General features: G+C 65.0%; 27 protein-coding genes and 1 tRNA gene. 13 read left to right on the top strand and 15 right to left on the bottom strand.

All coding sequences use genetic code 11. From position 1 onward, the window contains the following. The first annotated feature begins 68 nt into the window (after positions 1-68). Both EN845_RS12830 and EN845_RS12825 read left to right on the top strand, forming a co-directional pair. A complete protein-coding gene (locus EN845_RS12830; protein WP_127870064.1) occupies positions 69-803 on the top strand; it encodes an AzlC family ABC transporter permease in 735 nt (244 codons plus the stop codon). After that, positions 800-1,099, top strand: coding sequence for an AzlD family protein (locus tag EN845_RS12825; RefSeq protein WP_127870065.1), 300 nt, complete (start codon positions 800-802; stop codon positions 1,097-1,099). Before EN845_RS12830 ends, EN845_RS12825 begins: the two co-directional genes overlap by 4 nt. Before the next feature lie 53 nt (positions 1,100-1,152). On the opposite strand, the gene EN845_RS12820 is transcribed toward EN845_RS12825, so the two are convergent. Then, entirely contained in the window at positions 1,153-1,785 is a 633-nt protein-coding gene (locus EN845_RS12820) for an FMN-dependent NADH-azoreductase (RefSeq protein WP_127870066.1), read from the bottom strand. Between the two features lie 108 nt (positions 1,786-1,893). Between EN845_RS12820 and EN845_RS12815 the strand changes: the two genes are divergently transcribed. Then, entirely contained in the window at positions 1,894-2,856 is a 963-nt protein-coding gene (locus EN845_RS12815; protein ID WP_127870399.1) for a LysR family transcriptional regulator, read from the top strand. A gap of 42 nt (positions 2,857-2,898) precedes the next feature. On the opposite strand, the gene EN845_RS35480 is transcribed toward EN845_RS12815, so the two are convergent. Continuing rightward, positions 2,899-2,997 (bottom strand): putative RiPP precursor, encoded by a 99-nt coding sequence (locus tag EN845_RS35480; protein WP_189343773.1) that lies wholly within the window; start codon positions 2,995-2,997, stop codon positions 2,899-2,901. A 176-nt stretch (positions 2,998-3,173) separates the two neighbouring features. On the opposite strand from EN845_RS35480, the gene EN845_RS12810 reads away from it, so the two are divergent. The 3 genes from EN845_RS12810 (at position 3,174) to EN845_RS12800 (ending at position 6,019) form a co-directional block, all read left to right on the top strand. Next, entirely contained in the window at positions 3,174-3,755 is a 582-nt protein-coding gene (locus tag EN845_RS12810; protein ID WP_127870067.1) for a TetR/AcrR family transcriptional regulator, read from the top strand. 76 nt (positions 3,756-3,831) lie between these two features. Further along, entirely contained in the window at positions 3,832-5,100 is a 1,269-nt protein-coding gene (fabF, locus tag EN845_RS12805) for a beta-ketoacyl-ACP synthase II (protein ID WP_127870068.1), read from the top strand. 103 nt (positions 5,101-5,203) lie between these two features. Continuing rightward, positions 5,204-6,019 (top strand): oxidoreductase, encoded by an 816-nt coding sequence (locus tag EN845_RS12800; RefSeq protein WP_127276888.1) that lies wholly within the window; start codon positions 5,204-5,206, stop codon positions 6,017-6,019. A gap of 44 nt (positions 6,020-6,063) precedes the next feature. Here EN845_RS12800 and EN845_RS12795 read toward each other — a convergent pair whose 3' ends face one another. Further along, the gene (locus tag EN845_RS12795) at positions 6,064-6,657 is read right to left on the bottom strand and encodes a TetR/AcrR family transcriptional regulator (protein ID WP_127870069.1); all 594 of its coding nucleotides are present in this window, start codon (positions 6,655-6,657) and stop codon (positions 6,064-6,066) included. Between the two features lie 66 nt (positions 6,658-6,723). Between EN845_RS12795 and EN845_RS12790 the strand changes: the two genes are divergently transcribed. Further along, complete coding sequence (locus EN845_RS12790; protein ID WP_127870070.1) at positions 6,724-7,149, top strand: VOC family protein; 426 nt, start codon at positions 6,724-6,726, stop codon at positions 7,147-7,149. Positions 7,150-7,158: 9 nt separating this feature from the next. Here the strand turns inward: EN845_RS12790 and EN845_RS12785 are convergent, their stop codons facing one another. Next, complete coding sequence (locus EN845_RS12785) at positions 7,159-8,109, bottom strand: trypsin-like peptidase domain-containing protein (protein ID WP_127870071.1); 951 nt, start codon at positions 8,107-8,109, stop codon at positions 7,159-7,161. A gap of 170 nt (positions 8,110-8,279) precedes the next feature. Between EN845_RS12785 and EN845_RS12780 the strand changes: the two genes are divergently transcribed. The 3 genes from EN845_RS12780 (at position 8,280) to EN845_RS12765 (ending at position 10,980) form a co-directional block, all read left to right on the top strand. Beyond that, positions 8,280-9,152 (top strand): S1C family serine protease, encoded by an 873-nt coding sequence (locus EN845_RS12780; protein WP_127870072.1) that lies wholly within the window; start codon positions 8,280-8,282, stop codon positions 9,150-9,152. 8 nt (positions 9,153-9,160) lie between these two features. Then, a complete protein-coding gene (locus tag EN845_RS12775) occupies positions 9,161-9,793 on the top strand; it encodes a helix-turn-helix transcriptional regulator (RefSeq protein WP_127870073.1) in 633 nt (210 codons plus the stop codon). 320 nt (positions 9,794-10,113) lie between these two features. Next, complete coding sequence (locus EN845_RS12765; RefSeq protein WP_127870074.1) at positions 10,114-10,980, top strand: NAD(P)-dependent oxidoreductase; 867 nt, start codon at positions 10,114-10,116, stop codon at positions 10,978-10,980. Here the strand turns inward: EN845_RS12765 and EN845_RS12760 are convergent. From EN845_RS12760 to EN845_RS12750, 3 genes are all read right to left on the bottom strand, one after another. Then, entirely contained in the window at positions 10,977-11,270 is a 294-nt protein-coding gene (locus tag EN845_RS12760; protein ID WP_127870075.1) for a type II toxin-antitoxin system RelE/ParE family toxin, read from the bottom strand. The two genes, EN845_RS12765 and EN845_RS12760, sit on opposite strands and share 4 nt — an antisense overlap. Then, on the bottom strand, positions 11,267-11,506 hold the full coding sequence (locus EN845_RS12755; protein WP_245511728.1) for a type II toxin-antitoxin system ParD family antitoxin: 240 nt from the start codon (positions 11,504-11,506) through the stop codon (positions 11,267-11,269). The genes EN845_RS12760 and EN845_RS12755 overlap by 4 nt, the downstream gene beginning before the upstream one ends. 397 nt (positions 11,507-11,903) lie before the next feature. Then, positions 11,904-14,297 carry an OmpA family protein gene (locus tag EN845_RS12750; protein WP_135931257.1) on the bottom strand — a complete coding sequence of 798 codons (2,394 nt, stop codon included), beginning with the start codon at positions 14,295-14,297 and terminating at the stop codon, positions 11,904-11,906. A 193-nt stretch (positions 14,298-14,490) separates the two neighbouring features. Here EN845_RS12750 and EN845_RS12745 point away from each other — a divergent pair, with 193 nt between their 5' ends. After that, positions 14,491-14,937, top strand: a complete 447-nt coding sequence (locus EN845_RS12745; protein WP_127276920.1) for a YcgN family cysteine cluster protein — start codon at positions 14,491-14,493, stop codon at positions 14,935-14,937. A gap of 246 nt (positions 14,938-15,183) precedes the next feature. Beyond that, the gene (locus EN845_RS12740) at positions 15,184-15,558 is read left to right on the top strand and encodes a hypothetical protein (RefSeq protein WP_127870078.1); all 375 of its coding nucleotides are present in this window, start codon (positions 15,184-15,186) and stop codon (positions 15,556-15,558) included. Between the two features lie 199 nt (positions 15,559-15,757). Here EN845_RS12740 and EN845_RS12735 read toward each other — a convergent pair whose 3' ends face one another. Beyond that, positions 15,758-16,468: an SIMPL domain-containing protein gene (locus EN845_RS12735; protein ID WP_127870079.1), complete on the bottom strand. Its 711-nt coding sequence runs from the start codon at positions 16,466-16,468 to the stop codon at positions 15,758-15,760. Between the two features lie 134 nt (positions 16,469-16,602). Here EN845_RS12735 and EN845_RS12730 point away from each other — a divergent pair. Continuing rightward, positions 16,603-16,678: transfer RNA gene (locus tag EN845_RS12730), tRNA-Ile, on the top strand. A gap of 179 nt (positions 16,679-16,857) precedes the next feature. On the opposite strand, the gene atzF is transcribed toward EN845_RS12730, so the two are convergent. The 7 genes from atzF to EN845_RS12695 are packed head-to-tail and all read right to left on the bottom strand — an operon-like array spanning position 16,858 to position 24,009. Beyond that, on the bottom strand, positions 16,858-18,678 hold the full coding sequence (gene atzF, locus EN845_RS12725; RefSeq protein ID WP_127870080.1) for an allophanate hydrolase: 1,821 nt from the start codon (positions 18,676-18,678) through the stop codon (positions 16,858-16,860). Further along, positions 18,675-19,025, bottom strand: coding sequence for a cupin domain-containing protein (locus EN845_RS12720; protein ID WP_127870081.1), 351 nt, complete (start codon positions 19,023-19,025; stop codon positions 18,675-18,677). The genes atzF and EN845_RS12720 overlap by 4 nt, the downstream gene beginning before the upstream one ends. Further along, positions 19,018-19,686, bottom strand: a complete 669-nt coding sequence (locus EN845_RS12715; RefSeq protein ID WP_127870082.1) for a cysteine hydrolase — start codon at positions 19,684-19,686, stop codon at positions 19,018-19,020. The genes EN845_RS12720 and EN845_RS12715 overlap by 8 nt, the downstream gene beginning before the upstream one ends. After that, a complete protein-coding gene (locus EN845_RS12710) occupies positions 19,686-21,215 on the bottom strand; it encodes an ABC transporter ATP-binding protein (RefSeq protein ID WP_127870083.1) in 1,530 nt (509 codons plus the stop codon). Before EN845_RS12710 ends, EN845_RS12715 begins: the two co-directional genes overlap by 1 nt. Before the next feature lie 10 nt (positions 21,216-21,225). Next, positions 21,226-21,927, bottom strand: a complete 702-nt coding sequence (locus EN845_RS12705; RefSeq protein ID WP_127870084.1) for an isochorismatase family cysteine hydrolase — start codon at positions 21,925-21,927, stop codon at positions 21,226-21,228. Between the two features lie 31 nt (positions 21,928-21,958). Then, on the bottom strand, positions 21,959-22,885 hold the full coding sequence (locus tag EN845_RS12700; RefSeq protein WP_127278475.1) for an ABC transporter permease: 927 nt from the start codon (positions 22,883-22,885) through the stop codon (positions 21,959-21,961). Beyond that, on the bottom strand, positions 22,885-24,009 hold the full coding sequence (locus tag EN845_RS12695) for an ABC transporter permease (RefSeq protein WP_127870085.1): 1,125 nt from the start codon (positions 24,007-24,009) through the stop codon (positions 22,885-22,887). Before EN845_RS12695 ends, EN845_RS12700 begins: the two co-directional genes overlap by 1 nt. Positions 24,010-24,020 lie beyond the last annotated feature (11 nt).

Below are 24,020 nucleotides of genomic sequence, written 5' to 3'. Positions count from 1 at the left end.
TTGCTCCTGACACCCAAGAAATTTCAAACGCAGGGCAGGGCGGCTGTGAGGCTGGCCTATGGCAGACCATGAGCATTTCACAGGCAGTCGAAGCGGCCGGCAATGGTTCGCAATCCGAGTTCCGTCGTGGTGTGACGTCCTGCGCGCCGGTGCTGGTTGGCACCATTCCCTACGCGCTGGTGCTTGGCGCCCAGGCCACGCAGAAGGGGCTGAGCACGGTCGAGTTATCGATGATGACCGGGTTGAACTTCGCCGGCGGCTCGGAATTCGCGGCGATCCAGCTGTGGACGTCGCCGCCGCATATCCTCCTCATCGTCGCCATCACCTTCCTGGTCAACAGCCGTCATTTGCTGATGGGAGCGGCGCTGGCGCCATTCCTGCGCGAACTGCCGCGGCGCAAGGTTTTCCCGGCGCTGTTCCTCATGTGCGACGAAAGCTGGGCGCTGGGCCTGGCCGACGCCAAGCAGCGCGCCGCCGCGGGCATCGGCCCGGCCTTCAGCCCGCGCTACTATATGGGCGCCGCGCTGGCGATGTATCTCACCTGGGTGGCTTTCACCTCGCTCGGCGCCTTGCTCGGCCCGATGCTGGGCGATGTCGGGACCTATGGTTTCGACATGGCGTTTCCGGCCGTCTTCCTGGTGCTGATGCGCGGCATGTGGAAGAGCGTGGCGGCGGCGCGGCCCTGGCTGGTCAGCCTAGTCGTCGCGGCCCTTGTCTATCTCTTCATTCCCGGCGCCTGGTATGTCGCGGCGGGTGCGGTGTCGGGGCTGCTTGCTGCCTGGTTGATGGCAGGTGATGCATGATCGACGTGCCCACGCTTCTCACCATCGTGCTGATGGCCAGCGTCACCTATCTCACACGGATCGGCGGCTATGTGGTGCTGCGCAACCGTGTGCTGAGCGCGCGGGCGACCGCGGTGATGGAAGCGGCACCCGGCTGCGTGCTGATCTCGGTCATCGCGCCGGCCTTCGTGTCGCGCAATCCCGCCGACCTTCTGGCGCTGGCCATCACCTTCATCGCCGCGACGCGGCTTTCCATGCTGCCGACCGTGCTGATCGGCGTCGCTTCGGCGGGCCTGCTCAGGCATTTCATTGGCTAAACGAAAAAGGCAGGCGCGAACGCCTGCCTTTCGAGTTCAGATGATCGAGAGCCTTACGCGGCGGCAGCGGCCTGCTGGCCGGCCACCACGGCATCGACCTTGGCGGTCGCCTTGGCGAGCGCCGCGGTGACCGCGTCGGGGCCCATGCCGACGCCTTCGATGCGGATGACATCGACATCGGTCATGCCGAGGAAGCCGAGCACGCCGCGCAGATAGGGAATGGCGTGATCGAACTGCACGGCCGCGCCCTCGGAATAGATGCCGCCCGAAGCCAGCACGATATAGACCTTCTTGCCGGTGACGAGGCCCTTGGGGCCGTTCTCGCCATAGGCAAAGCTCCGGCCGGAGCGGGCGATGTGGTCGACCCAGGACTTCAGCGTCGAGGAGATGTTGAAGTTGATGAAGCCGGTGGCAAGGATCACCGTGTCGGCGGCGAACAACTCGTCGAGCACGACGTCGGAAACGCCCACCACTTCGGCCTGGCGCGGGGTGCGCGCTTCAACCGGGGTGTAGATGCCGGTGGCATAATCGGCATCGATATGCGGCAGCGGGTTGGCGACGAGATCGCGCACGACCAGCGTGTTCGACGGGTCGGCGGCGAGAAGCTTCTGGGCGAATTCGGTGGCGATGCGGGTCGAGTGCGAGGCAGCGCCGCGCGGGCTCGAGGTAACAAGAAGAATGGACATAGCGGGTCTCTCCAGTGGAATGAATTGTCCCGCTCCATATGGGGCTATCGATCCATCTGATAAACTGGTATATTTTCTATATGATCCATCTATGGAATGGATAGGATGATGCAGCCGAACCCGACCCTCGACCAGCTCCAGATCCTTGTCGCCGTTGCCGACACCGGCAGTTTCTCGGCCGCAGGCCGCAAGCTCAACCGGGCGCAATCCGTCATCAGCTACGGCATCGCCAATCTCGAGGCGCAGCTTGGGCTGAAGCTGTTCGAGCGCGAGGGCACGCGCGAGCCGCAACTGACCGGGATCGGCCGGGCCATGCTGGAAGACGCGCGGCGCATGGTGAGCGTGCTGCAGCGCATCCGCTCACGCGCCGACGGCCACCATCATGGGCTGGAGGCCGAGGTGGCGCTGGCGGTCGACGTGGCATTGCCTTCACCCGTGCTGGTGCGGGTGCTGAAGGCGTTCGAGAAGCAGTTCCCGACCGTGACGCTGCGCCTGCATATCGGCACGCTCGGCCTCATTCCCGATCTCGTCGTCAGCGGCCAGGCGGATCTCGGCATTGGCGGCTTGCTGGGCGATGTCGACGTGCACCTCGTGCGCATCGGCTTCATGTCCCTGGTGCCGGCGGCCGCACCCAACCATCCACTGGCGCTGCTGCCGAAGCCGGTGGCGCTCGAGGATGTGCGCGAGCACACGCAGCTCGTCGTCATTGACCAGTCCGAGCGCACCAAGGGACGCGATTACGGCGTCTTCGCCTATCGCACCTGGCGACTGACCGACATGCGCACCAAGCACATATTGATGCGCGAGGGGCTGGGTTGGGGCGGGCTGCCGCGCTGGCTGATCGCCGACGATCTGGCCAGTGGCCGCCTGGTGGAACTTGATCTCGAACCCTACAAGGAAACGAGCTCGCCCTTGTTTGCCATGCACCGCAACGACCGCAGCCCGAAGCCGGCGGCCGCGTGGCTGATCGACCGCTTCAAGCGCGGGCTCGGCTGCTTCAACGAATTCGAGCCCGGCGAGGTGCCCGAGGACGAGCCGGAGACCCATGGCGCTTCTGGTTCCGGTATCTGACCTGGCAACTCGCAGCCGAACTTCCAGGTCCCGCCGCGGACATCACCGGATCACCGTCACCCCGGAAACCACGATCTGCGCCGTGCGGGCCGTCAATCTCCCACGTCTGCGTAGCGTCGGTTTTTCATAGGTCTTTTTCATCTGTCGGTCCCAATGTAAGCCTCGAGGGATGAGTTGAGCCCTGACATAACGAGATACGAGCGTTCCGGTTGCGTCGCCATTCCATCCTCTGCCGAGGTGGGAGGGATTCAAATTAGATTGCGTTCAAACTCTATCCTTGTTATAGATGTCGAACGAAATCTAAATTGGGAGTCGAGATGCGAGTCAGTCGCACACAGGCGGAAGCAAATCGCGACGCGGTGATCAACGCGGCGAGCCGGCTTTTTCGAGAGCACGGCTTTGACGGTATCGGGCTGAAGGATCTGATGAAGGGTGCCGGGCTGACCCAAGGCGCCTTTTACAAGCAGTTCGACTCCAAGGAGGATCTGGCAGCGCAGGCATCGCGGCGAGCGATGGAACACGCGACCCGCAGATGGTCGGCTGTTGCTGCCGGAAGCCCCGACCCCCTTGAAGCCCTTATCGGGCTCTACCTTTCAACAGGGCATCGCGAAGAGAAGAGCGACGGTTGTCCGATCGTGGCGCTTGGTTCGGACGCGGCGCGCCAAGGCGAGGAGGTCAGGGCGCCATTCCAGGATGGCATTGCAGCCCACCTCGAGGTTCTCGACGAATTGATGCCGGCGGCAAAAGGTCCAAAAACCCATCGCAAGGCCATGGCGATGCTGTCTCTGATGGTAGGTGCCGTGACGATCTCCCGTATCCTCAAGGATGAAGAGATGTCGCAGGGTTTTCTCGATGCCGCCGCCGGCGAAGTCAGGCGAATTGCGGCCGCGCAGGAATAGAGGCGGTTATCGCGACCGGGCGCCCGCGCTGCGCCATCACGCGAACGGATCAAGCAGAATGACAGCTGGAGTAGAGATGCGTCGGATCGTTATTACAGGCATGGGAGCAGTCAGCCCTCTTGGGGCCAGCGTGGCGACGTCCTGGTCCCGGCTCCTGGCTGGCCGCTCGGGCATAAGGAGCCTGCCGGCCGAAATGGTGGGAGACCTGCCGGCGAAGGTCGGCGGAACGGTTCCCTCGTTGCAGGAAGACCCCGAAGCCGGCTTCGATCCAGACACCGTCCTGGCTCCGAAGGAACAGCGCAGGGCGGACCGCTTCATTGTCTTTGCACTGGCGGCGGCGGAAGAGGCGCTGGCCCAGGCGGGGTGGAAGCCGGTCTCGGACGATGACAGGGCCCGCACCGCGACGATCATCGCTTCGGGTGTCGGAGGATTTCCCGCGATAACCGAAGCCGTGCGAACCGTCGACCAGCGCGGTGTTCGGCGTCTCTCGCCGTTCACCGTGCCATCTTTCCTGGTGAACATGGCAGCGGGACAAATTTCGATCCGACACGGGTTCAAGGGTCCGCTCGGCGCTCCGGTGACGGCCTGCGCGGCCGGCATCCAGGCGATCGGCGATGCGGCGCGTCTCATCCGCGCCAATGAGGCCGACATCGCGGTCTGCGGCGGAACGGAAGCCTGCATGAATGCGGTCAGCCTCGGCGGCTTTGCCGCGGCACGCTCCCTTTCGACCTCCTTCAATCACCGTCCCGATCAGGCGTCCCGTCCGTTCGACATGCTGCGAGACGGCTTCGTCATGGGCGAAGGAGCCGGAATCCTGGTCGTCGAGTCCTTGAGCCATGCGCTTGCGCGCGGCGCCAAGCCGCTGGCCGAGCTCGTCGGCTACGGCACGACGGCGGATGCTTATCACATCACGTCCGGACCCGAGGATGGCGACGGTGCGCGCCGAGCCATGGAGATCGCGATCGCCCAAGCCGGCATTTCGGCACGGGAAGTCCGCCATCTCAACGCGCACGCGACCTCCACGCCGGTCGGCGATGCGGGAGAGATCGCGGCGATCAAAAGGGTCTTCGGCACGGACTTCGGCATAGCGGTCAGCGCAACGAAGTCGGCGACCGGACATCTGCTCGGAGCCGCCGGCGGGCTGGGGGCCATCTTCACGGTGCTGGCGCTCAGGGACCAGGTCGCACCGCCGACGCTCAATCTGAGCGCCCCCGATCCGGCCGGCGACGGGATCGACTTCGTCGCAAACCACGCCCGGCCAATGGAGATGGACTACGCGATCTCCAATGGCTTCGGCTTTGGCGGGGTTAACGCCAGTGCGTTGTTCCGGCGCTGGACGGACTAGCCAGCCGGTACGAGCGCCGGAGCGGCCGCTGATAAGCCGCCGGCCCTGGACGACCAGCGGGCCACATTTTCGAAACGCAACCCTGGCCTAAGAAAGAATTTCCATGAACAAAACCAATCTCGGCGTCGCCCTGGTCACCGGGGCGTCCTCCGGCATCGGGCACGCAACGGCCAAGGCCCTGCTCGAGGCGGGCTTTCGCGTGTTCGGAACCAGCCGTCGCGAGGCGGGCGAGAGGACCGACGGCGTCACCATGCTGACCTGCGACGTGACCGATGACGCGTCCGTGGCGAAACTGGTCGATGACGTTCTGGCCAAGGCCGGACGCATCGACCTGCTTGTCAACAATGCCGGGATGGGTCTGTTTGGCGGCGCGGAGGAGTCCTCGACTGCGCAGGCCCAGGCACTGTTCGACGTGAACGTCTTCGGCGTGTTGCGCGTGACCAATGCGGTGCTGCCGGCAATGCGGCGCCAGGGAAAGGGCAGGATCGTCAATTTGAGTTCGGTACAAGGGTTCATCCCGGCTCCCTATTTCGCGCTTTATGCGTCGACCAAACATGCCATCGAGGGCTATTCCGAATCACTCGACCACGAACTGCGCCCGTTCGGCATTCGCGTTGCATTGGTCGAGCCCGCCTATACACGCACCTCGTTCGAGGAGAATCTCGCTGCTCCCGATCAGGTGCTTGATATCTATGACTCCGCGCGCGCCGGCATGACCCTAGCCGTGCGGAAATCGATGGAAAACGGCGATGCGCCCGAAGCGGTGGCGGCGACGGTCTTGAAAGCGGCCACCGATCCCGCTCCGAAGAGGCGCTATACGGCGGGAAAGATGGCGCGCCAGGTCAGTCTCCTGCGCCGTTTCGTCCCCGCGACCGCATTCGACAAGAGCCTGCGAAAGCAGCTCGGGTTGCCGGTCTGAGAGGGGGCTTTACTCGCGAACACCGAGCTGACCAGGAACCAACTTCAGGCGCGCGACAGTCCGTCGATCAGCGCCATAAGGACGGCGCGGTAGTCCTCGGCTGATGCGCCCGCCTCGATGGCGAGCGCCGCCCGATCGAAAGCCGAGCCGAGCAGGGCTGTCAGCGCCTCCGCCGGCAGCTTTGTCATCGATCGTGCGCGCATGGCCGCGACAAGGCCTTCACGCAGCGAGCGGTTGCCGTGGCGGTTATCGATGGCATCCATGGCGGCACGGCCGAGTACGGCCGGGCCGTCGAGCAGCAAGAGCCGCGTGCGGCCGGGCGCGCGCATGGCGGTGAGATAGGCTTCTGACCCGGCAATCAGCGCATCGCGGGGGCTGAACGAAGGCGGGGAGGCGCGGTCGATCTCTTTCGCCACCGCCGCGGCCTCCTGTTCAACCACGGCGGCGAATAGCGCCTGCTTGTCGGCAAAGTGGTGGTAGAGCGCGCCGCGCGTCACGCCGGCGGCGGCGACGATCTCCGGCGTGCCGGTCTCGGCATAGGACTTCTCCGTAAACAGTTTGCGTGCCGCCGCGATCAGGTCGGCGCGTGTCGCCTCGGTGCGGTCGCGGTTCGAGCGGCGTCCGGATTCCTGTTGCATACATGCAGCCTGTATGTTAATCCACTTTACATGCAGACTGTATGTTAATTGACGGGAGAAGGAAAGATGAAGACGACGAGCTACTATCCGGTGCTGATGACCGGCGATGTCGCCGGCACGGCGGCCTTCTATGTCGAGCATTTCGACTTCCGGGCCCTGTTTACGAGCGACTGGTACGTGCACCTGCGATCGGTGGACAACAGCAGGGTGAACCTCGGCATCGTCCAGGGCAACCACGAGACGATCCCGGAGGAGGGGCGAGGGCGGACCTCGGGCCTGCTGATCAATTTCGAGGTCAGGGATCCCGATGCGGTCTATGAGCGGATCCTTGCTGCCGGCCTGCCGATCCTGCGCACGCTGCGCGACGAGCCCTTCGGCCAGCGCCATTTCATCACCAAAGACCCCAACGGCGTGCTGATCGACGTCATCAAGCCGATCCCGCCCAGCGAGGAGTTCCTGGCGCAGTATGCGGAAGGCGCGGCGGGGGTTTGAGCGGCCGCCTCAGCTCGCCCTTGCCACCGGTGTCACCGCCACATGGCTGACGCCGGTGCGGCGCACCACGGTGCACTGGGTCTCGCGGCCGATGCGCTCGGCGTCGAGCATGCGCACGAGGTCGTCGACGCCGGTGACCGGTCGTCCGTCAATGGCGGCGATGATGTCGCCTTCCTTGAGACCCGCCTTGGCCGCCGGGCCGTCCTTCTCGACACTGCGCAGCCGTACGGCCGTGCTGGTCGAGACCTGCGACAAGAGTGCTGCGCGGCGCGGCAAATTGACGGTGTCGGCGGAGATGCCGATGAAGGCGCGGCGCACCCGGCCGAAGCGGATGATCTCGGAGATGACGAATCTTGCGGTGTTGGAAGCGACGGCGAAGGCGATGCCTTGCGCGCCGTGGATCATGGCGGTGTTGACGCCGATCACTTCGCCCGCCGACGACACCAGCGGCCCACCGGAATTGCCGGAGTTGAGCGCCGCATCGGTCTGGATGACGTCGTCGATCAGCCTGCCGGTCGAAGCGCGCATCGAGCGGCCGAGCGCCGAGACGACGCCAGAGGTGACCGTCCACTCGAAGCCGAGCGGATTGCCGATGGCAATCGCGATCTGGCCGCGCCGCAGCCGCTTGGAATCGCCGAGCGGCGCCACATCGGCGAAGCTGCCGTCGGCGCGCACCAGGGCGATGTCGGTATCGGGATCGCGGCCGAGCACGCGGCCCTCGCTGGAGGCGCCGTCCGGCATCGAAACGCGCACCGTCTTTGCATCGCCGACGACATGGAAATTGGTGACGACCAAGCCGTCCGGCGCGATGACGAAGCCCGAGCCATGGCCGCCCGGGCCGCCGATGCGCTCGATGCGGCAGACCGCCGGGCCGATGCGGTCGACGGCGTCGGCTACTGTTTCGGAATAGGCGTCGAGCAAGGTGTCATCGGATTGGATTTTGGGGGCGGCGAGGGCCATCGGTTGGGTTCCGTGTTTTCAGGCTTTTTCGTGACTATATGTGCGGAGCGGCCCGAACCGCCGCGACCTGACCAGATGGCCAGTCGAACCCGTAACTAGCCGTCAGGCGAGTACCTGCAGGCGCGCCGTCGAGCGATATCTGGGACATGCAAGAAACCCAGGAGACCCTTATGAGCGACTTCAATCTGAGCGCGTTTTCAGACGCCATCGCCGATCTGGCCGCCAAGGCCGCCCCCGCAACGGCGAGCTTCACCACCCATCACCACCGCACGGCCAGCGCCTTCCATTGGAGGGACGGTTATTTCGTCACCGCCGAGGAAGCCGTCGAGGCCGGCGAGGAGATCGAACTGACGCTGGCTTCGGGCGAGACAGTGAAGGCCGAGCTGGTCGGTCGCGATCCTTCGACGGGCGTCGCCCTGATGAAGCCGGCGGATGCGGCCAACGCGCCTGCCCTTGCCAAGGCCGATGCCGTTCGGCCGGGCAACATCGCCATTGCCATCGGCAACAGCCAGGGTTCGGCGCTGGCTGTGTCCGGCTCGGTCGGCGAGGTTGGTCCGGCCTGGCGCTCGATGCGCGGCGGCGCCATCGACCGGCGCATCAATCTGGCCGTCGGCGCCGGCGGCCGCTTCGAGGGCGGCCCGGTGCTCGACGCCAAGGGCGCGCTGATCGGCATGCTGCTGTTCGGGCCGCGCGGGCGCGCGCTGGTCATGCCGTACGAGACGATCGAACGGGCCGTCGCCACCTTGCGCGAAAAGGGCCATGTCGCGCGCGGCTATCTCGGCGCCGGCCTGCATCCGGTTCGCGACCGCGACGCGCATGGCGCAATGGTGATGAGCCTCGACGACAATGGCCCGGCCAAGGCCGCCGGCCTGTCGCTCGGTGACATCATCGTGGTGTGGAACGGCGAGGCCGTGCATGGTCCGCGCGACCTTATCCGCCGGCTCGGGCCCGACAGCGCGGGCGCTTCGGTGACGTTGGGTGTCGTGCGCGGCGGCGAGCAGCGCGACGTCGTGCTGACTATCGGCGAAAAGCCGCTGAGCTGAGAGGACCGATGGAAACGCTCGCCCGCGACCGGATCGGGACCGACAGCGCGGCTTCGCGGCGGCTGGTGGTGCTGATTGCGCTTGCCGATGCCGGGCGCGCCGAGCGCCTGGCGGCTTCGCTTGCCGCAAGCGACGACCTGCTGCCGGTGGTCGTTGGCGGCGGCAGGGCCGACGTTGCGGTCGTTGACGACAGGAGCGGTGATGCCGTGCCGGCCTCGGTGCCACGGGTGCTGCTCTCGGCGCGCGCCAGCGCGGAGCGGCCTGCCGGCGAGGTGTTTGCCGTCATGCCCGCTGGCGCGGACGACCTGCTGATCGCAGCGGCGGCTCGATTGGCCGCCGCTGGCTACAGCATATCGGGCAATGGCCGCGCGCCCGGACATCGCGAGGATTTCCACGCAGGCGAGCCGTTCGAGGATGAAGTTTTGGACGAGCACGCCGCCCGGCCAGCGCTGTCGCCACGCGAGGCGGAAGTGCTGGCGCTGCTTGCCGAAGGGGCGCCCAACAAGGTGATCGCGCGGCGGCTCAACATTTCCGTGCACACGGCGAAGTTCCATGTCGCCGCGATCCTGATCAAGCTCGGCGCCGCCAATCGTACGGATGCCATCGCCATTGCGATGCGTCAGGGGCTGGTGCTGGTTTAGCGGTAATCATCACCAAGGTCAGCGCTGCCCCTCATCCGCCTGCCGGCACCTTCTCCCCGTATAGTGACGGGGAGAAGGGAATTGGCAGCCACCTCGGCGCTATACTTTGCAACGTCAATGATTGGCGAAGGCGGCGACCACGGCATCTTTGTCGCCGTCACTATACGGGGAGAAATGCCCGGCAGGGCAATGAGGAGCGGCTCCACTATGCTAGACGGACCCTCCGTAGCGTCATCATCAGTCCCCCCTCCAGCCTCTTGTATCCGGGTTCGCCGCGGGCAAGGATCGCGCCGACGAAAAGTTGCAGGGAGGCGAAGAATATGTCGCTCGAGGGAAAGACGCTGTTTATCTCCGGCGGGTCGCGCGGCATCGGGCTGGCGATCGCGCTGCGGGCCGCGCGCGATGGCGCCAATGTGACGATCGCGGCCAAGACCGCCGAGCCGCATCCGAAGCTGCCGGGCACGATTTACAGCGCGGCGCAAGAGATCGAGCAGGCGGGCGGCAAGGCGCTCCCGGTGCTGTGCGACATTCGCGAGGAAGCGCAGGTGGCCGACGCGGTCGCCAAAACCGTCGAGAAATTCGGCGGCATCGATATCTGCGTCAACAATGCCAGTGCCATCCAGCTCACCGGCACGCTGGAAACCGACATGAAGCGCTATGATCTGATGCATCAGATCAACGCGCGCGGCACCTTCCTCGTGTCCAAAATGTGCATTCCGCACCTGAAGTTGGCTAAAAACCCTCACATCCTGAATCTGGCGCCGCCGCTCGACATGAAGGCGAAATGGTTCAAGAACCACGTCGCCTACACCATGGCCAAGTTCGGCATGTCGATGTGCACGTTGGGCATGAGCGCGGAATTCGCCAGGGATGGCATCGCGGTCAATTCGCTGTGGCCGATCTCGACCATCGACACGGCGGCGGTGCGCAATCTCCTGGGCGGGGCGACCGTGGCGGCGATGAGCCGCTCGCCCGATATCATGGCCGACGCCGCGCATGCGATCTTCATGCGGCCGTCGCGCGAGGCAACAGGCAATTTCTACATCGACGAGGAGGTGCTGCGCGCCGAGGGCGTCAACGATTTCTCGGTCTATGCGCCCGGGGCTACCGGACCGCTGGCGGGAGATTTCTTTGTGCCGGACGAGGTGTTTGCGAATTCCGATACGAAGATCAGGACAGCCTTCTAGAAATGCCTGGGATAGTCCATGCGCTGATGCAAAATGCGTACGACGTTGATGGATCCCTCGCCCATTCGCAGAAACACCACGTGTGACCCGACGGCATACTTCAACAAATCCGGACGGATATTCGAGGCGCTTCTCGCGATCGTCGGGAATTGATCTATAAGTTTGACCACGGAGTGGATGGTGCGGATATACGCCTCCGCTCGCTCCGCGCCCCATTCACCTAAGGAATGGTCCCATATGGCGTCCAGGTCTGCTTTCGCCTTCGGCGAAAACCGGACGGTCCGCTTCACCGGTGTTTCTTGGACTTGAGAAAAGCCTCGATGTCGAATGGCTCGGGATCGCCAGACTTGTCCCCCTCATCAATAGCAGCCCGAAGCTGCTCAAGCTTCAGTTCCTGTTCTTCCAAAAGACGCAGGCCTGCGCGAACGGCTTCGCTGGCTGAGCCGAAGCGGCCGCTCGCGATCTGTCGCTGGATAAAGGCGTCGTACTGATCACCCAATGTGATGGACGTGTTCTTGGGCATCATCAATCTCCGATACCAATAGATGGTATCAATTCGTCGGAAAGTTGACAAGCATTGGAGCGCGGTCTCTCATTCACGCCTGCCTTGCTCAGGCCCCTCAGCCGGCGTTGGCAGCGTATTCGGCCACCAGACCATCGTTAGATGGGCTTGAAGCAAAAAACCCCGCCGGAGAGGGCCGGCGGGGCTCGATGCGTCCCGCTGGAGTCGGGACGGGGCAGGGAACGCCCACTGCAGAATCTGGGGTGCGAAGCCCGGTGATTCAATGAGCCGGCTCCAAGGGCTGTACAATTCTTGTTGACCCGGCAGCGCTGCTGCCAGTTCCAGCCCATCCCGGTGACCGGGATGAGCTGCTATTGCCGACCTGATTCCAGAAATCACCGCAAGGCGCTGGAAACGCAGGTCAATTGTTGCTCGCCACCGGCGCCACCAGCGAGGTGATGCGACGGATTGCGACGCGCCTGTTCTCGCGGTTGGGCGCCGAGGTGTCGACCTTCAGATACTCCTCGCCATAACCCTGTGTCGTCAGATTCTCGGGCGGGATGCCGAAGGCATTGGTCAGCGCTTCCGCAACCGCTTCGGCACGGCGATCCGACAGTGCAAGGTTCGCCTCCGGCGTTCCGACGGCGTCGGTATGGCCCTCGATCAGGAAGGTCTCGGCTGGGTTCTTCTTCAGCAGTTTCTCCATGGCGTTGGCGACGCCCTCCAGTTTCTGCACCTCGGTGTCGGAGATCGAAGAAGAGCCGAATTCGAAGTTCAGCGTGTCGAGGTCAATGCGCCGAGCAATGTCACGCACGCGGGCCGAACGCTTGACCTCGTTGATCGAATAGAGGCGCTGCACCTTCTCCACCGGCGGCTGTTCGAGGAAGGTATAGTAGTCGTCGTCGCTTTCGACATCCTCGGAATCGAGAATGTAATCCCGGCGCGGGATGGTCAGCCGGATCGGCGGCAGGTCATCGCCGGGATCGCGCCAGTCGTTTTCGTCCTGGTAGCTGCGCTCGTCGACATAGCTCAGCACATATTCGCGACCGTCGGGCGCGATGCGCGACCGCTGCAGAATGTCGCCGTAGCGGTTGCGGATGGTGACGATCCGGAAGCCATTGTCGCGCTCGACCGTCTCGCGCGTGCGGCCCTGCGGCAGGTCCTCGTAGTAGACGTCCTTGGCGCCGCGGGTCAGGCGCGGGCGATCATTGCTCTGGACGAACGTCTGATCGTTGAACTGGATGATGACCCGGTCACCGATCTCCTTGAGCACGTCGACGCCCTTGGGCCGGCGGCGATCACGAATGTCCTCGTCAGGCGCGCGCTCGAGGCGCTTGCCCTGCTCCTGAGTCACAGGCACGATCTTTTCGGGCCTGATCGCCTCCTGGGCGGTCCTATCGTCCGTTGGGGGCGGACCCTGATCCACCGGCGCCACTACCGGCTTGCGGCCCTGGTCACCGCCCTGCTGGGCATTCTGCCCGCCATTTTGCTGCCCACCATTCTGCTCTTCGCCATTCTGGTTGGCAGGCTTGCGGCCGCCCTGGCCATTCTCGCCGCGACCCTTGCGCTTGGCATCCTTCTGGCTGTCGAGGATGGGGGCGGCGTTCTTGTCGGCGGGTGCTTCCCCCTGAACGGGGTTTTCGCCCTGGACAGGCGCGGCCTTCCCGCCGGTGGCGGGCTGCTCTCCCGTCGCCGGCTGTTCGCCGGTGGCGGGCTGTTCGCCGGTCGCAGGCTGCTCACCGGTCGCCGGCGGTTCGCCAGCCGGTTTCCTGCCGTGTTTCTTCGTCTTGTCCTGCGACTGCTCGCCCTGGGCGGCAGGCTGCTCGCCGGCGGGGGCCGGTTCAACCTTCGGCGTCGCTTCGCCGGCAGGAGCTTCCTTGGGCGTCGGGGCGGTCTCCGGCACGGCGGCCGGCGCCTCTTTCTGCTGATCCTGCTTGTGTTTCCTGCCGGGCTTGACCGGCTGGTTGTCGTTGGCGGGCGCTGCCTCGCCGGCGGGCGCCTGTTCGGTCTGCTGCTGCTGGTCGCGCTTCTTCTTGCGCGGCTGCTGCTCGTCGGTGGCGGGCGCTGCCTCGCCGGCGGGCGCCTGTTGGGTCTGCTGCTGCTGGTCGCGCTTCTTCCTGCGCGGCTGCTGCTCGTCGGTGGCGGGCGCTGCCTCGCCGGCGGGCGCCTGTTGGGTCTGCTGCTGCTGGTCGCGCTTCTTCCTGCGCGGCTGCTGCTCGTCGGTGGCGGGCGCTGCCTCGCCGGCGGGCGCCTGTTGGGTCTGCTGCTGCTGGTCGCGCTTCTTCCTGCGCGGCTGCTGCTCGTCGGTGGCGGGCGCTGCCTCGCCGGCGGGCGCCTGTTGGGTCTGCTGCTGCTGGTCGCGCTTCTTCCTGCGCGGCTGCTGCTCGTCGGTGGCGGGCGCTGCCTCGCCGGCGGGCGCCTGCTCGGCCTGCTGCTGCTGGTCGCGCTTCTTCCTGCGCGGCTGCTGCTCGTCCGTCGCCGGCGCTGCCTCGCCGGCCGGTGCCTGCTCAGCCTGCTGCTGCTGGTCGCGCTTCTTCTTGCGCGGCTGCTGTTCTTCGGCCGCGGGGGCGGGCTTCTCGGCGGCGGGAGCGGACTCCGTCTGCTGCTGCTGCTCGCGCTTCTTCTTGCGCAGTTGTTCCTGGTCGCTCTGCCCCTGATCGGTGGGCGTGTCCTGCGCCAGGATGATCAGCGGCGTCGCGCCGCGCTGCATGGGGCCGAACGCGGCTGTCCCCTGGAGCGGGGACGCGCCTAACGGCGCGGATGCCATCAACAGGCCAAGGGCTGTGCCTGCCAGAATCCGTGGTTGGCGTTTCATCGAAATTCTCCTTGTGGGGTCCCATCCTTGCCGAAACCGCTTTTAACGAAATTGGTTCCAGCGGCGCATCGTTAGGGGCCGTACGGGGCTATTGGCCGACCTTTTGAAGGCAAATTCGTGTCATTCGAACGAGTTACCGCGCCATTTCCCGCTCTCGCTTGACCTCGGCGGCGGCTGGGGCCACATGCCGGATATGGAAACGCCGTTCTGGAAAACCAAGACGCTGGAAGAGATGAGCCCCACGGAGTGGGAATCGCTCTGCGACGGCTGCGGCAAGTGCTGCCTGTCGAAGCTCGAGGACGAAGACACCGGCGAAATCTACTGGACCAGCGTCGGCTGCCGGCTGTTCGACGCCGAAAGCTGCCGCTGTGCCGACTATGCCAACCGACTGGCGCGCGTTCCCGATTGCGTCGGGCTGACGCCGCAGAATGTGCGCACCATCAGCTGGCTGCCCAGCACCTGCGCCTACCGGCTGGTGGCCGAGGGCCGCGACCTCTACTGGTGGCACCGGTTGGTATCGGGCAGTGCCGAGACCGTGCATGAGGCCGGCATCTCGATGCGCGGCCGGGTCAAGGCCAGCGAGACCGACCTTGCCGAGCCGGAAGACTATTTTGACTATATGCTCGACGACGAGCCCTGACGCGCGGACATCGCTGGAGTTTGCCTGTCGGGAACAAGGACGAGGCGGCGTTTGGCTCGGATATTGTTTGAATGCCGGCAAGGGATTTGGCCGGCAAGGGATTTGCAAATGACCGGGGCCTTGCCGCCGGCGCCAGATGAACCGCAGATGAACGGGCAGTTCGTAAACAGTTCAGGCAGGCCAGTGCATTCTCCCGCCATCGGTTTCACGAGGACGGGCGCAAGCCCGCAACAAGGAGAGAGAACCATGTACACCACCATCAAGACGGCAGCGCTTTCGGCTCTGGTCGGCCTCGGCGCGCTGACGGCCATCCCCGCCCATGCCGACAGCCTCTATCTCGGCTTCGGCAACAACCAGGATCCGCGCTTCGGTGTCTATGCCGGCGACGACGGCTATCGGCATCGCCGCGACGACTGGCGCCGCGACGGCTGGCGCCGCGACGGCTGGCGCCGCGGCTGCTCGCCGGATCGCGCCCTCGACAAGGCCGAGCGCATGGGCCTCTACCGAGCCCGCATCGTCGATGCCAACCGTCGCGTGGTCAAGGTGATGGGCCGTCAGGACGGCGACCGTGTCGTCATCGTGTTCGCCAACGAGCGCGGTTGCCCGGTCATCTATCGCTGAGGCTTAGGCCTGGAGGCTGATCTTCTGCGAAGACCAGCCTGGAGACACGACCTTCCATGAAGGTCGGTCTGGACTAGCGGAGCCCCTGTCTATCGGGCGGGTGCGGCTCGAAAAAACCCCGCGGGAGCGATCCCGCGGGGTTTTTCATGCGGGCCAAGGGGCGGACGATGGCCGGCAGGGCGGCCATCCACTCAACCGGTTACTTCAGTTCGAAGGTAACGGTGACCTGGACATTGTAGGCGTTCTCGCCGGCCTGCACCGGCGCTGCCCCGGCCGCGGCGTCGAAGGCCTTGGCGTTGATCGGCATCGGCGCCGGCCTGATGTTCTGATCCGTGATCTCGAGCACCCGGCCGAGGCTGACGCCGGCCGCCTCGGCCAGCGTCCTGGCCTTGGCCGTGGCGTCGGCGACAGCCTTCTTGCGCGCCTCGGTGACGGTGGCCGCCGGATTGTCATTGGTGAAGGCGATGCCGCCGCCCTGGTTGACGCCGAGCGACACCGCCTTGTCGAGGATTTCGCCTGTCTTGTCGACGTCGCGCACGCGCACCGAAAGCGTATTGGTCACCTGATAGGCGACGAGTTCGGCCTCCTGGCTGCCGTCGGGCTTGTTGGTGTAGTTGTAGCGGGGGTTGATCTGGATGCCCGCGGTCTGCAGGTCGCGATCCTTGATGCCTGCGGCCTTCATCGCGGCGATCACGGCGGCCATGGCGTCATTGTTGGCGTCGAGCGCGGCGCGCGCCGTCTTGGCTTCGCGCATGACGCTGAGCGTCAGGATCGCCAGATCGGGAGCCACGGTTGCTTCGCCCTCGCCGGACACGATGATGCGGGGCGGCGTCGGCAGGTCGGTGGCTCCAGCCATCGCCGGAAAGGCGATTGCAGCGGCGAGCGCGAGGGGCAAAAGATGTTTGGTCATGAAAATCTCCTTGGTCTGCGATCAGGTCGCAAGGGTCGCGTAGAGCGCGATTATGGGTTGATTTGGGCGATCTGCGAAAGCCCGCCGGTAAAGCCTTGTGCGGCGATGCGAAAAACATTAATCCAGCCCGCGTGGGGCCTGTAGCTCAATGGTTAGAGCCGGCGGCTCATAACCGCTTGGTTGGGGGTTCGAGTCCCTCCGGGCCCACCAAAAGTCTCACTCAAGTAGTTGATTTTGATAGATATTTCAGAGGCGCCCCACAACGTGGACTCGAACCCCTCTTTCTGACCAGAACTACCCCGGCGATTTTCCTTGCGATCTTGGAATCGCTTGGTCATTAAGTTCACCTTCGCCGTTTCCTGAAGCAGACATCGTCGGAGACTGCGTTTCTAGGTCGCGAGAATGTTGGCCCTTTCTTGGTCGCGTCTTACAAAACTGCGCCACCCGCCATAGGCGGAGATATCGGCGGCGTCAGTCAGGCCGGCGGTTTCCACCAAAAACCCCTTGGCTGCGCTGCCATCCTCGAGTTCGATCGTTCCTACGCCCAGCGGTGGGGGGATGGCGGCGACGAATCGTCCGAACGCCTCCGGACCCAGCCGCCAGACCTCGACGTCTATTCGCATTCCATCCCTGGAGACCCGGACAAGGCCCGGCTTGGGCACGGATTGGCCGGCAAGCGCGTAGAGCCGGTAGGCAGGTGTGGTTTTCGTTACTCTCGAGAATTGGGCGCCTAGGTCTCTTAGCTGACCGTTGAGCGGCATCCCCGACAGATGCGCGCCGACCACCACCAGATCAATCGTCTGGTCCTGTGCAACGTTGCCAGGCAAGGCACTCCCCGGCTGCGCCCAGCCGGTCGCGCCGAGCGGAAGAGCGCTCATGGCATGAACGTCGCGCGCGAGCGACGCCGTGAGCCAATCCTTGCCCACCATACCCAGCAGGGTCACGCTCATCGGCAGCCCATCGTCGCGCTTGCCGGTCGGCACGGCGATGCCGCACATATCGAGCAGATTGACGAAATTTGTATAGGTACCGAGCCGACTGTTGGTGGTGATCGGATCGGCAAGCACCGCCTGGAGAGCGTAATGCGTTGGTGCCGTCGGCACACAGAACAGGTCGACAGAGGCGATGATCGGGGCGAGCCTGGCCTTGTAGGCCTGAAGCGCATAGAGGCCGTTGAAGGCATCGGCCGCTGACAGGCCGCGCGCGCCGCCAATGATTTTGCGCGTTACCGGATGCATTGCGGCTTCGTTGGCGTCCATGAAGTCGCGGATCGCCGCGTAGCGTTCGGCAACCCAGGCTCCTTCATAGAGAAGATTTGCGGTGGCGTAGAAATCGGCGAACGGAATTTCGACCAGCCGGCAACCAAGCTTTTCCAGCAAGCCAAGCGCCGCCTCAAAGCCCGTCTGCATCGATGCGTCGCCGAAGAATTTCAAATCCGCCTTCTGCGGCACGCCGACCGTCAGCACGGGTGGGCGAGCGGAAAGCGCCGGCACCTTGATGGCGCGCGAATAGGCATCGGCCGGGTCCTTGGCCGCCGCCACGCCGTACACTGCGTAGGCATCGTCTACGGTGAGCGCGAATACCGAGATGCAGTCGAGCGTACGGCAGGCTGGCACAACGCCGGCGGCCGAAAGCGCGCCGACCGTCGGCTTCAGCCCGACGATGTTGTTGAGACCGGCGGGGATGCGGCCGGACCCGGCCGTGTCGGTGCCTAGCGCGAAGGAGACGATGCCGCGCGCCGTCGCAACGGCGGATCCCGAAGAGGAGCCGCCGGGCACCAGGCTGGCATCGACAGCGTTCCTCGGGATCGGATAGGGCGTGCGCACACCGACCAGACCGGTGGCGAACTGGTCGAGATTGGTCTTGCCGACCACCAGCGCCCCGACAGCCTTCAGCCGCGCCACCACGGTTGCGTCCTTGTCTGGTATGTAGGCATATTCGGCGCAGGCGGCGGTTGTCGGCATGCCGGCGACATCGATGTTGTCCTTGACCGCGAACGGCACGCCCCACAGAGGCTTGGCCACCGGATCGAACGGCCCGAGCTGTTTCGCCTGCGCCAGCATCTCTGCCTTGGCGGCGAGATGAATGAAGATGCCGGGATCGTCAGCCGCCTCGATGCGGGCGTGAACTGTATCGACCATGTCAGCGACGCTGACGCCGGCCGCATAGGCGGCGTGCAGGCTGCCAATGTCGAAGTGGATCTCGCTCATGTGGCCTCCCCCAGAATGATCACCGGCAGGTCCCATTGGATCAGCACGACGCAGCCGTCCTTGGTCCACACCGAATGCTCGGTCCCGACCGGGTTCAGGATGACGCTTCCCGTGGGATAGTCGCCATTCTCGTCGCTCTGCGTACCCTCGAGCACGACGATGGTTTCAAGCCCGACATGGCGGTGGCGCGGTACGCCGGCGCCGGGCCGGTAGTCGAGGATCGCCACCGACGGCTCGACCGGTCCGCCCTTGAGCAGCCAGTGCACCGTGATGCCTTCGCGAAAAGGCTCGAATGCCAGCTCGCGCCAGCCGCCACCGACGAGGCCGGCAAAACTCAGATTAGCCATCGGCAAGTCCTTGCAGCACCTGGTCGGTCGTCGCCGTCCAGCCGACAATGGCGCCTTGCGCCCGGATCATGGCGATGGCCGCCGCCTTGAACTCGGGAAAATAGCTTTCCGTCGCATCTTCGGCGAGCAGGCACTCATAGCCGCGATCATTGGCCTCGCGCATCGTCGTCTGGACGCAGACTTCGGTGGTGACGCCGGCGAAAACCAGTTGCCGCGCGCCGAGCCGCTTCAGTTCCTCATCAAAACTGGTCGCGTAGAAGGCGCCTTTGCCCGGCTTCTCGATGACGACCTCGCCGGGCAGCGGCGCCAGCTCGTCGAGGATCGCCGTTCCCGGCTCGCCAACGATCAGCACGCGGCCCATCGGCCCGACATCGCCGATGCGGATCGACGGATTGCCGCGGTCGCGCTTGGCAGGCGGCAGGTCGGAGAGGTCAGCCCGGTGGCACTCCATGGTGTGGATCACCGGCAGGCCGGCGGCGCGGAACCCCTCGATCAGTCTCTTCACCGTCGGCACGATCGCGGTGACCCGGCTGACATCGTTGCCGAGGCTGGCGCCGAAGCCGCCCGGCTCGGCGAAATCGCGCTGCATGTCGATGACCACCAGCGCCATCGTGTCGGACTTGAATGCAAATGCAAACGGCTGCGCATCGATTTCAGCCATCAATGATGTCCCGCCATATGTTCGCCGATGGTCTGCACGCTCGCCTGCGCGATCGGCGTTTCGTAGACCAGCGCGCCGTCCGACATGACGAAGATGCGGTCCGACAGTTCCAGCAGTTCGTCGAGGTCCTCCGACATCAGCAGCACGGCGGCCCCGGCATTGCGCGCCTTCATGATACGGGCGCGGATCTCGGCCACCGCCGAGAAGTCGAGGCCGAAGCATGGGTTGGAGACGATCAGCAGATCGACCCCGCCGGTCAGTTCGCGCGCCAGCACCGCGCGCTGCACATTGCCGCCTGACAGCGAGGCGATGGGCGACGACAGCGATGCGGTCTTGACCTTGAACTGTTCGACTAGCCTGGCGCTGAAAGCACGGATCGCACTGGCATTGATCCAGCTCACCGGTCTGCCATTGCCGTCCATGTCGAAGGTGCGAAAGGAGATGTTCTCGGCCACGGTCATTTTCGGCGCGCAAGCATTCTTCAGCGGCTCCTCGGGAATGAGCCGGACATTGAGCGCGCGCGCCTCGGCCCGCGTCGCTGCGTAGGTGGCGCCGCGCACAAGCACCTCGCCGGCCTCGCGCGGGCGCTGACCGGCCAGCACTTCCAGAAACTCCTTCTGGCCGTTGCCGGAAATACCGGCGATGCCGACGATCTCGCCCGATCGCACACCGAGATCCTCGATGCGGATCGACTTCAGCCCGGTTCGATCCGGCGCCTTCAGCGATCTGACCTTGAGCACGATCTCGGCATCGGGTTTTGGCGCCGCACGGCTGTCAAGGGCGGCGATCGGCTGGTCGCCGATCATCATCGCGGCCATCGCCTTGTGTCCGAGGTCGGCGACGCGGCCCGTTCCCGTCAGCCTGCCCTTGCGCAGCACGCTGACATCGTCGGCGAAGGCGGTCACCTCATGGAATTTGTGCGAGATCATCAGCACGGTGAGGTCGCCGGCTTTCGTCATGTCGCGCACAAGCCCCAGCACCTCTTGCGCCTCGCCGGGCGTCAGCACCGAGGTTGGCTCGTCCAGCACCAGGAAGGAGCGGCCAAGATAAAGCTGCTTGATGATTTCGAGCTTCTGCTTTTCGCCAGCAGCAAGCTCCGCCACCTTGACGTCGAGCGGCAGCTTGAACGGCATGCGCTCCATGAACACGGCAAGGTCGCTGCGCTCCTTGCGCCAGTCGATGATGCCAGGAACCTTCTCGCGCGAGATGACGAGGTTTTCCGCCCCTGTCAGCGACGGCACTAGGGTGAAATGCTGGTAGACCATGCCGAGCCCAAGCGCCGAAGCGTCACGCGGACTGGCGATTGCCACCTCGCGGCCGTCGACCATCATGTCGCCTGATGTCGGGTGATAAAAACCCATCATGCATTTGACCAGCGTCGACTTGCCGGCGCCATTCTCGCCAAGCAGCGCGTGAAAGGAACCTGCCGGCACTTTCACCGACACGGCGTCCAGCGCGGTGAAGCCGCCGAAGCGCATGGTCATGCCGATGGTTTCGACGCCGACGGCTTTTCGGACGCTGTCGCTCATCGCGGCCTCCTCATGGCAACTGAGCCACAAGCGCCGTCGAATTCGACACCGTGCCGAAGACGCCGCCTTGCATCTTGATCATCTTGATCGCCGCCAGATGGTTGCCGTGGTCGGTCGCCCCGCAGCAATCCTCCAGCATCATGCATTCATAGCCGCGGTCATTGGCTTCGCGCATTGTGGTGTGCACGCAGACATCCGTGGTGATGCCGGTCAGTACGATGTTCTCGATGCGGCGCTGGTTGAGGATCAGCTCCAGGTCGGTGGCGCAGAACGAGCCTTTGCCAGGCTTGTCGATGATCGGCTCCCCCTCGATCGGGTAGAGGTCGGGGATGATGTCCCAGCCAGGCTCGCCGCGCACCAGGATGCGCCCGCACGGGCCGGCATCGCCGATACCGGCATTGATGCGGCGCGAACGCCAGCGCTTGTTGGCCGGCAGGTCGGCGAGATCGGGCCGGTGCCCCTCGCGCGTGTGGATGATGGTATACCCCTTGGCCCGCATCGCCGACAGCACCGCCTTGATCGGTTCGATCGGCGCCCGCACCAGCGAGAGGTCGTAACCCATATGGTCGACATAGCCGCCAGGCCCGCAGAAATCGGTTTGCATGTCGATGATGATCAGCGCCGTGTTGTCGGGCCGCAGGTCACCATTGTAGGGCCACGGATAGGGCTCGGCATCGATGGTGTGTTGGGCAATCTCGGCTCTGGCGTTCATAGGCAAAACTCCAGTCATTTGGTGCCAAGTCTCATTTGGTGATCGACAATTCGCCTGGCGCGCCGGCAAGCGTTCGTGTCGGCGAGGAGGTGACGATCATGATGATGAGGGTGAGGATGTAGGGAGCGGCGTAAAACAGGTAGTAGCCTTGCGTGACGCCGACCGATTGCAGCGCCGGGCCGAGCGCGCCGGCTCCGCCGAACAAAAGGGCCGCGGCAAAGCAGCCGAGCGGGTTCCAGCGCGCGAAGATGACCAGCGCCACCGCCATCAGACCCTGGCCTGACGAGATGCGCTCGGTCCAACTGCCGGGATAGTAGAGCGATAGGTAGGCGCCGCCGATGCCGGCCAGCGCGCCGCCGACGCCGGTGGCGAGCAGCCGCACCGTGTCGGGGTTGAGGCCCATGGCGCGTGCTGCATCGGAACTGTCACCGACGACACGCACTATGAGGCCGGCGCGCGTGTTGCGGAACGCCCACCACAGGATGACGGAAAGCACCGCGCCGATCAGGAATAGCACGTTGACGTCGAGCGCCGCCTGCACCTGCGGGATATCGGACCAACCGCCGAACGGAATGGCCGGCAGGTTGGGCGCCTTCGGCTTGATGAACGGCTTGCCGAAGAAGAAGGCGAGGCCCGAGCCGAACAGCATCAGCGCGATGCCGATGGCAATGTCGTTGACCCCACGAAATTTGCAGATCCAGCCATGGAACAGGCCGAAAAACAGGCCGGCGAAAGCTGCGGCAAGCAGGCCGAGCCACGGCGAGTTGGTCATCACCGCGACCGCATAGGCGGTCATGGCGCCGAAGACGAGCGTGCCTTCCAGCCCCAGATTGATGCGGCCGGAACGCTCGGTGATCGCCTCGCCCAGCGAGACGAAGATGAAGGGCGTCGACACGCGGATGGCGCCGCCCAGAATGGCCAGCGGCACGCCCCAGAGGCCGATCTCGGTCGCGTCCATCAGGAGGCCCTTTTCCAGAGGTCGGGATTGAAGGCCTTGAAGCGGCCGTAAAAGGTTTCGCTGAACAGGATGACGATGAAGACCATGCCTTGCAGCACCAGCACCGTGGCGTCGGGCAGGTCCATGCGGCGCTGGATCAACCCGCCCGAGGCGTCGATGCCGCCAAGCAGGATGGCGACCGGAATGATGGCCAGCGGGTTGTGGCGGGCGAGGAAGGCGACGAGGATGCCGGTGTAACCATAGCCGGCGGCGAGCGAGGCATTGGCGCTGCCTTGCACGGCGGCGACCTCCAGCATGCCGGCAAGCCCGGCGAAGCCGCCCGCCAGTGCCGTGAAGCCGATGATGAGCGGCCCGACGGCCAGCCCCTGCACCTGTGCCGCGCGCACATTGCCGCCGGCGATGCGCGCGGCGAAACCCCAGCGGGTCTTTTCGATGAGCACCCAGGAGAGAACGCAGGCGACCACGCCAACGACCAGCCCCCAATGCACGTCCATGCCCGGAATGTTGCCGATGCGGTAGATGTCCGCCAGCGGCTGGGTCGAAGGTTTGTTGAGCGAGGCCGGGTCGCGCAGCGGCCCTTCCACCAACTGGTTCATCAGCGCGATGGCGATGTAGGCCATCAGCAGGCTGGAGATGGTTTCGTTGACGGCCCGGTAGTGGCGCAGCGCGCCGACGGCACCGATCCAGATGCCGCCGGCGGCCATGCCCGCCACGCCCATGGCAAGAATGACGATTGACGATGGCGAGCCGCTGAGCGCCACGCCGATGGCAGCAGCACCAACGCCGCCCAGCACGATGGCGCCCTCACCGCCTATGACGACGAGGCCAAGCCGCGCCGGGAGTGCCACGCAGAGCGCCGCCAGAAGCAGCGGTGCGGCCCGCGACAGCGAGTTCTGGATCGAGAACCAGGAGCCGAAGCCGCCCCGCCACATGGTCTCGTAGAGCAGGATCGGCGACTTGCCGACCAGTGCGATGAACAGGCTGAACAGCGCCATGCCGACGACAAGTGCTGCGAGCGGAATGACGAAGGCTTCCGCCCGCCGCGCGATCCATTCCAGCACCGGAGGATATCCCCTGGCGCCGAAGAGTGCCGGCATGCCGGCCCCTGTCACCGTGTCCACCATCGTCCCACCCC

It is taken from the genome of Mesorhizobium sp. M8A.F.Ca.ET.202.01.1.1, assembly GCF_004791595.1.
In the GTDB taxonomy this organism is placed as follows: domain Bacteria; phylum Pseudomonadota; class Alphaproteobacteria; order Rhizobiales; family Rhizobiaceae; genus Mesorhizobium.
The sequence above is the reverse complement of the archived record's forward strand: the minus strand, read 5'-3'. Positions and strand labels throughout refer to the sequence as shown.